Origin of the sequence: uncultured Desulfovibrio sp. (genome assembly GCF_944324935.1) — a bacterium.
Taxonomy (GTDB): Bacteria; Desulfobacterota; Desulfovibrionia; order Desulfovibrionales; family Desulfovibrionaceae; genus Desulfovibrio.
Map to the genome: position 1 here is coordinate 1 of NZ_CALUYG010000067.1, position 9,328 is coordinate 9,328.

The 9,328-nt window shown below is 62.0% G+C and carries 8 protein-coding genes; 4 read left to right on the forward strand and 4 right to left on the reverse strand.

The annotated features are described in order from the left end of the window. The first annotated feature begins 233 nt into the window (after nucleotides 1–233). The 3 genes from Q0J54_RS11395 to Q0J54_RS11405 are packed head-to-tail and all read left to right on the forward strand — an operon-like array spanning nucleotide 234 to nucleotide 4,115. Nucleotides 234–1,583, forward strand: coding sequence for a cobalamin-dependent protein (locus Q0J54_RS11395; RefSeq protein WP_296305823.1), 1,350 nt, complete (start codon nucleotides 234–236; stop codon nucleotides 1,581–1,583). Further along, nucleotides 1,580–3,001 carry a radical SAM protein gene (locus Q0J54_RS11400; RefSeq protein WP_296305826.1) on the forward strand — a complete coding sequence of 474 codons (1,422 nt, stop codon included), beginning with the start codon at nucleotides 1,580–1,582 and terminating at the stop codon, nucleotides 2,999–3,001. The genes Q0J54_RS11395 and Q0J54_RS11400 overlap by 4 nt, the downstream gene beginning before the upstream one ends. Continuing rightward, complete coding sequence (locus Q0J54_RS11405) at nucleotides 2,994–4,115, forward strand: hypothetical protein (protein WP_296305828.1); 1,122 nt, start codon at nucleotides 2,994–2,996, stop codon at nucleotides 4,113–4,115. The genes Q0J54_RS11400 and Q0J54_RS11405 overlap by 8 nt, the downstream gene beginning before the upstream one ends. On the opposite strand, the gene Q0J54_RS11410 is transcribed toward Q0J54_RS11405, so the two are convergent. Beyond that, nucleotides 4,110–4,958: a class I SAM-dependent methyltransferase gene (locus Q0J54_RS11410; protein WP_296305829.1), complete on the reverse strand. Its 849-nt coding sequence runs from the start codon at nucleotides 4,956–4,958 to the stop codon at nucleotides 4,110–4,112. The genes Q0J54_RS11405 and Q0J54_RS11410 overlap by 6 nt on opposite strands. 84 nt (nucleotides 4,959–5,042) lie before the next feature. Further along, a complete protein-coding gene (locus Q0J54_RS11415; RefSeq protein ID WP_296305830.1) occupies nucleotides 5,043–6,167 on the reverse strand; it encodes an MFS transporter in 1,125 nt (374 codons plus the stop codon). Between the two features lie 335 nt (nucleotides 6,168–6,502). On the opposite strand from Q0J54_RS11415, the gene Q0J54_RS11420 reads away from it, so the two are divergent. Then, nucleotides 6,503–6,946: a MarR family winged helix-turn-helix transcriptional regulator gene (locus Q0J54_RS11420; RefSeq protein WP_296305832.1), complete on the forward strand. Its 444-nt coding sequence runs from the start codon at nucleotides 6,503–6,505 to the stop codon at nucleotides 6,944–6,946. Nucleotides 6,947–7,162: 216 nt separating this feature from the next. Here the strand turns inward: Q0J54_RS11420 and Q0J54_RS11425 are convergent, their stop codons facing one another. Both Q0J54_RS11425 and Q0J54_RS11430 read right to left on the reverse strand, forming a co-directional pair. Continuing rightward, the gene (locus Q0J54_RS11425; RefSeq protein WP_296305833.1) at nucleotides 7,163–7,996 is read right to left on the reverse strand and encodes a PoNe immunity protein domain-containing protein; all 834 of its coding nucleotides are present in this window, start codon (nucleotides 7,994–7,996) and stop codon (nucleotides 7,163–7,165) included. 252 nt (nucleotides 7,997–8,248) lie between these two features. Further along, complete coding sequence (locus Q0J54_RS11430; protein WP_296305835.1) at nucleotides 8,249–9,079, reverse strand: PoNe immunity protein domain-containing protein; 831 nt, start codon at nucleotides 9,077–9,079, stop codon at nucleotides 8,249–8,251. Between the last annotated feature and the right edge of the window lie 249 nt (nucleotides 9,080–9,328).

Below are 9,328 nucleotides of genomic sequence, written 5' to 3' on the forward strand. Positions count from 1 at the left end.
TCCCAAAGGTAAACGGAGCGTGAACGGCTTGCTTGTCTTATCTATTAAAATTATTTGTAAAATTTGTGTTAACAGGCTCTGGAGCGTTTTGCCATTGACCAAGGCAAAACGCGCGGCGGCACAGCGCCGCCCGGTCGAAAACGAGCGGAAAAACCGCGTTTTTTCCGCGAAACGCCAGGTCGTACGGTTTAAATCGAAAAGTGTTTCAAACGGAACATGTTCAAGGAGGAGGCATGCGCATCGCTCTGATCTCGCCCAAGGGGCCGCTGTACCGGCGTCGGGGCGGCATTTTCAGAAAGTCTCTCCGCTACAAGCCGCTGACCCTGACGGTGCTGGCTTCACTGGTGCCGGCGGAGCTGGAAGCGGACATTCGTCTGTACGATGAGGGGATCGCCGATGTCCCGGAGGATCTGCAGGCCGATCTCACCGGCATCACCATCATCACCGGCAACGCCCCGCGCGCTTACGCTCTGGCCGACAGGCTGCGTGCCCGGGGCGTGACCGTGGTGCTCGGCGGGCCGCATGTGACGCTTCTGCCCGAGGAGGCCGCAGGGCATGCCGACGCCATATGTGTGGGGTATGCCGAGGAAAGCTGGCCGCGGCTGCTGCGGGACTTTCAGGCGGGACGCCTGCAGCGCGAATACCGGCAGGCCGAAGACTTCCGCCTGCGGCAGGATCTGCCCTTCCCCCGTCGAAACCTCCTGCCTGATGCGGATTACGGCTATGGGGCGGTATTTGAGGCCACACGTTCCTGTGTGCATAATTGCGAGTTCTGCGTAGCGCCCGTGGCCTGGGGCAGGCGGCACTATCAACGGCCTGTTTCCTGGGTGGTGGAAGATATCCGGCGGGTGGGCGCCAGGAACAACCTCTTTGTCGATCTGAATCTGGTGGCGGATCGGGAGTATGCCCTGGAATTGTTTCAGGCCCTGCGGCCTCTGGGCATACAATGGTTCGGCCTTTCCACGGTGCTCATCGCCCAGGATCACGAACTGATGGAAAGCATGGCCGCCAGCGGCTGCCGCGGCCTGCTGCTGGGGCTGGAAAGCCTGAGCCGGGAATCGCTGCGCGACAACAACAAGGGGTTCAATGCCGCCGTGGATTACCGGGAGTTCATACGCCGGCTGCATGAGTTGCGTATTGCCGTACAGGGGTGTTTCGTCTTCGGAACGGACAGCGATACCCGCTCGGTCTTTCGCGAGACGGCGGATTTTGCCATTGAGCTTGGGGTGGACTTGCCCCGCTATGCCCTGCTGACCCCCTTCCCCTCCACTCCCCTGTACCAGCGCCTGGAAGCGGAAGGGCGTATCCTGACCCGCAACTGGGAGCTGTACGACGCGCAGCATGTGGTTTTTCAGCCGAAACACATGAGCGTGAAGGAACTGGAAAAGGGGCATGAATTCGCCTGGAAGCGCACCTATGCTCTGGGGGCCATAGCGCGGCGGTTGCGCAACTCGCGCAATTTCTCCTTTTTCAGTCTGGCCGCCAATCTGGGGTATCGTTACTACGCCAATCATCTGCACAGATTCTATACCTGTGACGCTCCCCTGCCCCGGGAGGCCGCAGCGGGAAAGGACGTCAAATGAGATTGATCTTTGTACAGCCGGCGGTAGGACATCGCCGCGACGGCGGCTATCCCAGAGGCTGGCTCATGGAACCCCTTTCGCTGGCGACGCTGGCGGGGCTTTGTCCGCCGGATGTGGAAAAGTGTTTTTTTGACGACAGACTGGAAGATATCGACTTCGACATGCCGGCGGATGCCGTTCTTCTTCCTGTGGAGACCTATACCGCACGCCGCAGTTACGAGATAGCCTCGGCGTTCCGGGAGCGGGGCGTGCCGGTCATTGCCGGCGGTTTTCATGCCACACTCATGCCCGATGAAGTGGGGCGCTATGCGGAAGCCGTCGTTGTGGGCGAAGCCGAGGGCGTTTTCGACGAACTGCTCGATGATCTCCGGCATCGCACGCTGCGCCCCCGCTATGCCGGGATCGCTTCCGCGGGCGAACTGCCCGCCGTGCTGGCGGATCGCAGCCTTTACCGCGGCAGACGGTATCTGTCCGTCCGGCTGCTGGAAGCGGCCCGCGGCTGCGGCAACGTATGCGACTTCTGCGCCATCCATGCGTTTTACGGAAAACGCCGGCGGCGGCGTCCTCTGGAGACGGTCCTGTCCGAACTGCGCTCCCTGCCGCCCCGCGCCCTGAAGTTTTTTGTGGACGACAATTTTACCGCTGATCCGGCCGCAACAAAGGAACTGTTGCGCGCCATGATCCCCCTGCGTTGCCGCTGGGTGACCCAGATGAGCATCCACGCGGCCCACGACGAAGAGCTGCTGAACTTGCTGCACCGGGCGGGCTGCGTTGGGGTGCTGGTGGGCTTCGAGAGCCTGGAGGTGGAGACGCTGCGGCGCATGGGCAAGACCTTCAACAGCATGCGCGGCGGCTATGAGGTGGCGCTGGACAATCTGCGCCGCCACCGCATTGCCGTATACGCCACCTTTGTCTTCGGCTATGACAGTGACAAGCCGCAGGTTTTCGAGGAGGTTTTCGACTTTGCCATGCGGCAGGAGTTCTATGTGGCCGCCTTCAACCATCTCATCCCCTTTCCGGGCACGCCGCTCCATGCCCGGCTGGAACAGGAAGGACGGTTGTTCTCGTCCGCCTGGTGGCTGGACCCGGCCTACCGTTTCGGCATGGTCCCCTTTGCTCCCCTGAACATAAGCGCTCACGAACTGACCGAAAAATGCCAGGATCTGCGCCGCCGTTTCTACTCCCTGCGGCGTATCCTTGCGCGATGCAATCGCTGGAACTGCGGGGGCGGCTATCTGGGCCGCAATTTCCTGCCCGTCAACCTCTTGCAGCGTTTCGAGGTGGGCAGGCGGACAGGCTTCCCGCTGGGACGGGAAGGGCGGACGGAGCCGCTGTTGTGCGTCAATGGCGAGCGGGAGGAGTTCCACACGCCGGCACGGTCAGGCTGGGAGGGAGGCGGAGGAGCGGCAGGTGTCTGAACCGTTCTCGGGGCTGCCCCCCTATGAGGGGCGGGAATACCGCTGCGTGCCCGCCGGGCGCGACGAGGCGGCGGAGGTGGCTGACATCCTGCGTCGTACGTCCATGCAGGGCTGGGTGCGTACGGTCTTTGCTCCCGGGCCTGACGCGGCGCGCGATCCCTTCCGCCGGGAGCAGCTGACGGTCTGCATCCGCCAGCGGAGCGGGAAGGGCGTCTGCGTCGCCGTGTATGCTCTGCATCGCTTTCTCGTCCAGTACGCGGGCAGAGGGCAGGAAGCCGTCTACCTCGGCCTGCTGCGGGTTTTGCCGGAGTATCGCGGTTCGCGGGGAATCTTTCGGGATGGTTTTGCCGCCATCCCGCATTTTGTGCGCCATCTGGGATGGCCGGAACGTTACTTCACCAGCATCGCCGTGGACAATCTGCCGGCGCGTCGCCTGCTGGAGGCCGGGCTGCGGTCCTTGCCCCGCTATACGCCGCTGGGAGAGCTGCATACCTTGATCTTCTCCTGTGCGCTCGGCCGGGGATCGCATCTGCTGACGCGGGCCGATGCCGCGCAGTGGCCGGAAGTCGTCGCCTTTTACAATCGGATGATGCGGGACGTCCCCTATGCTCCGGTGCTTGGCGAGGCCTTCCTGCGGGAAGGGACAGGGCTTGCGGTGGAAGATTTCCATATCCTGCGGCGAGAGGGACGGGTGGCGGGTTGCCTGGCGCTGTGGGACCGGCGAACGTCGCGGCGTATCCTGGTGGAGGGCTACCGGCCGCCTTTGCATGCCCTGCGTCCCGCCGTCAACCTCTGGGCCCGTCTGTGCGGGCGGCCCAGTCTGCCCGCGCCGGGGCACGCTCTGGAAATGGGGTATGCGGCGTTTCTGGCGGTGGAACCGGAGTTCCATTCCCTGGCGGGCGGCATGCTGCGTGAGGCGCTGTTCCTGGCCCGGCGGCACTATGGTTTGCGCGGTCTTCTGCTTGGGCTTGCGCCGCATGGTTCCCTGTGGCCTGTGTTGTCCCGTCTGCCGCATACGGCCTACACCACCTGCATCGAGCATGTTGCCTGGCCGCATGGGGAGGCTGTCCCCGCTTCGTGTGTGCCGGTGCAGCCGGAGATCGCCCTGCTATGATCCGAGGGACTGCTGTGGCGCAAAATCGAGGCGGACCATGCGTGCCAGGCGCAGGCCCTGCAGCAGGGAAAGCCTGAGGCGCGTGCCGAAACGGAGCCTTTCTTTCTCCAGATGGAAAAAATAGGGGAGGAAGCGCCCCCGTATCCGGGGCGAAAGGCGTTCCAGCTCCCGGGCGCTGTTGACGGAGAAACGCATGGGGGCGTTGCCGAAGCCGGCTTTTTGAAGATAGAGGTTGGCGGCCCGGCATCCGGGGCCGGAAACAGCGTCGAACAGGAGCCGGCCGCCGGGAAAGCGTGCGGCCATTCGTTGCAGGGCGGGCAGAAGGGATGCCTGCGGCAGATATTGAAAGACGCCTGTGGCCAGCAGGAGGATGCCTCGCTCTGGCGAAAAGGGCACGGCTTCCTGCCAGTCGTCGTCCAGCAGCGATCCCGACAGAGAGTGCTGTCCCGGCATAGGAGGCAGGAGGGACGTCCGCAGGCGGATGACCTCCGGCAGATCCAGATCGTACCAGAGAACATTTCCCAGCGGCGTCCTGTAGCCTGCCGTACCGAGGCCACAGCCAAGGTTGACGACGACGCCGCGAGGATGCGCGTGTGCAAACTTCCGTACGGCGTGGTCGATGTGCCGTTCCCGCGCCAGCGTCGTGGCCTGGCCGCATTCGCCGAAGGTCTTGCGGATAGCCACGAAGTCTTCGTGGAAATCTTTGTCCAGATCGGCAAGAAGACGCGCGGCGTGCGGGTCATACGCCGCATCGGGATTGAGGGGGCACGCCGTGCCGCAGCACCACAGCGGGATGAGCAGCGTGCGGGAAACTGCATGGCGGAGAGGCGGAAGCTGGGTCACGGTATCCCCTTTCTTGAGGAGGTCGTATCGTCCTTGTCCCGTGCGGGGGAGAAGGACGATATTCCCTTGTTTTCCCCTCCTTGTCTACAAAGAGACCCGTCGTCCGTGCAGGAAGTAATAGACGGCCAGCGCGCCCAGCACCACGACCGCCAGACTCTGGTACATGCCGCCGTAGCCTACGGCCGGCACCATGAAGCCGAAAAGATAGGGCCCCAGACCGATGCCCAGATCGAAGAAGATGTAGAAGGTGGTGGTGGCCTGCGCGAAACGCGAGCGCGAGACCAGCGACAGGGAGACCGCCTGCCCCGCGGACTGGAAGTTGCCGAAGCCCGCCCCCAGCACCAGCCCGGCCAGCAGGAGCACGGCGCTGTGATGCGCATGGGCCAGCAGGGTCAGGGAAAGGGCCGTGAGCAGCAGGGCCGGATAGAAGATGACGTTCTCCCCGCGCAGGTCGAACAGGCGGCCCGACAGGGGGCGGGTGAGCAGGGCGACCAGCGCATAGAGCAGGAAGAAAAAGCTTGCCGCGCCGGTCAGGCCGCGTTCGTCGGCGTAGGAGGTCATGAAGGCCTGTATGCAGCCGTAGCTCAGGCAGGTGATAAGCGCCACCAGCGAAAAGCGCACCACACGCGGGTCGATGTAGCTGTACAGGGCAAGGAAGGGGCGGCGGTGGTGGCGCATCTCCGGCAGGCGGCCCATGAGGAAAAAGATGGCGATGCAGGCAAGGCCGATGCCCAGACAGGTCTGGGCCAGGGCGGCATAGCCGGCGCGAGAGACGATCTGGATGCCCAGGAAGGGGCCCAGCGCCAGCGCGAGGGCCGTACTCATGCTGAAGAGGCTGATGCCGAGGCCGTGATGCTCGTGCGGGACGACGTAGGCCACGATGGTCCCCGTGGCCGTGCCGATGATGCCCACGCCGATGCCCATGCACAGGCGCTGGACAAAGAGCAGCGCGAGGCTGGACACCCAGAAGAAGGCGGCGATGCTGGCAGAATAGAAGAGCAGACCGCCCAGCAGGATGATGCGGCAGCCGAGCAGGGAAAGCAGGTTGCCGGTGGCGAAGCGCCCCACGAGGCAGCCGATGACCATGATCCCCGCCGTGAGTCCCGCTGTGCTCAGGCTGGCCCCGTAGGTCGTGCGAGCATAACCGGTGCTGGTCACGAACATGAGGTAATACGCCGTCATCAGCAGAAGGTTGATCAGGGAGACCACAGTGAAATTGCGGCTGAAGATGGCGCGCAGGGCTTGCAGGCCTTACTGCGGCGGGCTGCTGTTGGGGCGAGCTTTCGGACGGCGCTGTGCGGGCATGTTGGTTCCTCGGGTGGATTGTTGCAAAATATATTGTTGCGCGTGCAACGATTTACGTTGTCTTCACCGAGGTGTCAAGGTATTCTCCTCGCGTCGGGCGACGGCGCGAGGGGGCTTCGCGCCCGGGGACGTATGCGGACGCCATGCGGCAGGCAGGCCCGCAGGATGGCGGACAGGCTCTAAAAATCCGCGGGATGCCGTGTGCCGGCATCCCGCGGGAAAGACGTTCGGGAGCAAGAGTGGAACTGACGTATAAATGGATCGGGCTGGCGCACAGGTGGTATCAGCTCTACCTGAACCGGCGGCTTGCGGAGTACGGCCTGAGCGGCAGCCAGTATCTTTTTCTCGTATATATCTGCCGGGAGCCGGGACTCACGCAGGACAGGCTGCCGGAGCTCGCGCATCTCAACAAGAGCAACGTCACGCGGGCCCTGGCCCAACTGGAACGGCAGGGCTATATCCGGCGGGAGCCTCACCCGCAGGACAGGCGGACGACGGCCGTGTTCCCCACCCCGCGTGGCGAGGCGGTCTATCCGCGGATCATGGAGATCATCTCGGGCTGGGATGTGTCGGTGACGGAGCCGCTCACCGAGGAGGAGCGCCGCACCCTGCAGGAGCTGCTCAAGAAGGTGGTGGCGGCGGCGCAGGCGTACAGTGCGGAGGAGAGCGGTCCTCCTGCGTAGCGGCGGCCTGCCTCGTGTAAGAGACTGCCGGGAGGAGCCTTTCCCTGTTGTTCCGGACGATGGATGGTGCGGCGTCACAGTTCTCGGGGAAGTAGAGGGCTTCCCCCTTGCCGGAAGCCCGGCGGCCGCTCGATGGACAGGGCGGGGATGCCGTTTCAGCGTCTCGCAAGGCGTCTTGTCCCGCGCACGCTGGCTGCCCCCCAGCCCGTCCCGCCGTTACTGCTTGCCGCGCATGGCCTGCACTCTTTCCCGTACTTCCCTGGCCCAGCCCTGTTCCTTGCAGTAGTCCACCATATCGCGCGGGTAGAAGTTCATCTCGCGGTAGCCGCTGTCGTCCAGGTCGTTCAACACGGTCAGCAGGCCGGTCTCAAAGGCCCAGTAGCCAAGATGCACAGAGGGCTTGAAGGAATGCCTTTCACGCCAGTAGCATCCCCTGATGGCCTTACTCTTGTACCAGCGCTTGAGATAGACTTTCATGGCTTTTTGCTGGTCTTCTTTGCTGCCGGCAAGGGAGTCATACAAAATACCGTAGGGGTCCTCATGCAACAGTCCCGCCTGCTTACCCGGAAAGTCAGGTACGCCGAGGGCGGAAAACAGCGTGTATATGAAGCTGTCCTCGCCGTCTTTCGGGTCCCGGCTGATATTTGTGATAAGGATGTCCAGGCATTCCGGCTGATTGAACAGCACGCTCCAGCTCGTGAGCAGCATGGTGTAGTAATAGGCGTCCGGCTCCCAGAGTTTGTAATCATCTTCCGGAAAAGCCTCTATATGCCGCTGCAAGTCTTCAAATGCGTATTTCACGCGCTCTCGTACGTCCTCCAGAGCATCCCCCGAGGAATAGCGCACCCATGGCTCTTCAATAAAGATCATGGAGCGATACGAACTGACCCGGCGCGCGGCAGCAGGGTCATTTTTTTTGTCCTTCTTGATCTGCTCACGGTCCTCCGCAAACCTTGTGTCGGTGAACATGGACGCAGCATTTTTTAGGCATGCTGTATAGGCCTCTTCCGTGATAAAGGGATCTCGTTTCCTTTCTTCAAAGGGCTGCATATGACCTCCTTGTCCTTCCACAGGTGGGTGTTCTTTGCCTTTGAAAAAGGCAAAATGCGAGGCGGCGGCACAGCGCCGCCCGGCCGAAAGCGAATGGATGGTGCGGCGTCACAGTTCTCGGGGAAGTAGAGGGCTTCCCCCTTGCCGGGAGCCCGGCGGCTGTTCGCCGGACAGGGTGGGGGATGCCGTTTCAACGTCTCGCAAGGCGTCTCGCCCTGCGCACGCTGGTTGCCCCCCCAGCCCGTCCTGCCGTTATGGCTTGCTGTGCATGGCCTGCACTCTTTCCCGTACTTCCCTGGCCCAGCCCTGTGCCTTGCAGTAGTCCACCATATCGCGCGGGTAGAAGTTCATCTCGCGGTAGCCGCTGTCGTCCAGGTCGTTCAATACGGTCAGCAGGCCGGTCTCAAAGGCCCAGTAGCCAAGATGCATAGAGGGCTTGAAGGAATGCCTTTCACGCCAGTAGCATCCCCTGATGGCCTTGCTCTTGTACCAGCGCTTGAGATAGGCTTTCATGGCTTTTTGCTGGTCTTCTTTGCTGCCGGCAAGGGAGTCATACAAAATGCCGTAGGGATCCTCATGCAACAGTCCCGCCTGCTTACCCGGAAAGTCATGTACGCCGAGGGCGGAAAACAGCGTGTATATGAAGCTGTCCTCGCCGTCTTCCGGGTCCCGGCTGACATAAGCGGCAAGGATATCCAGACATTCCGGAAGATTGAACAGCACGCTCCAGCTCGTGAGCAGCATGGTGTAGTAATAGGCGTCCGGCTCCCAGAGCTTGAAACTCACGTCCGGAAAGGCCTCTTTATGCCGCTGCAACTCTTCAAATGCGTATTTCGCGCGATCTCGCAGGGCCTCCAGAGGGTCTCCGGCGGAATAGCGCACCCATGGCTCTTCAATAAAGCTCATGGCGCGATAGAAACTGACCCGGCGCGCTGCAACAAGGCTGTCTGTGGCCTTTTTGATTTGCTCACGGTTTTCCACATATGTTGTGCCGGAGAACATGCGTGCTGAAGTCCCCAAACATACCTGATAGGCTTCTTCCGTAATGAGAGGATCACGTTTTCTTTCTTCAAAGGGCAGCATATTTCCTCCTTGTCCTTCCACAGGTGGGTGTTCTTTGCCTTTGAAAAAGGCAAAATGCGAGGCGGCGGCACAGCGCCGCCCGGCCGAACCCACGCGGAAAAACCGCGCTTTTTCCGCGAAACGCCAGGCCGTATGGTTTGGAACGTGAAGCGTTTCAAACTGAAAATGCTCCAGGGCCTGTTAACACTATTTAAGAGACTCAACGATTAAGGCAAACATGATGAATCCCAGAAACAAGGCATCCAGTTT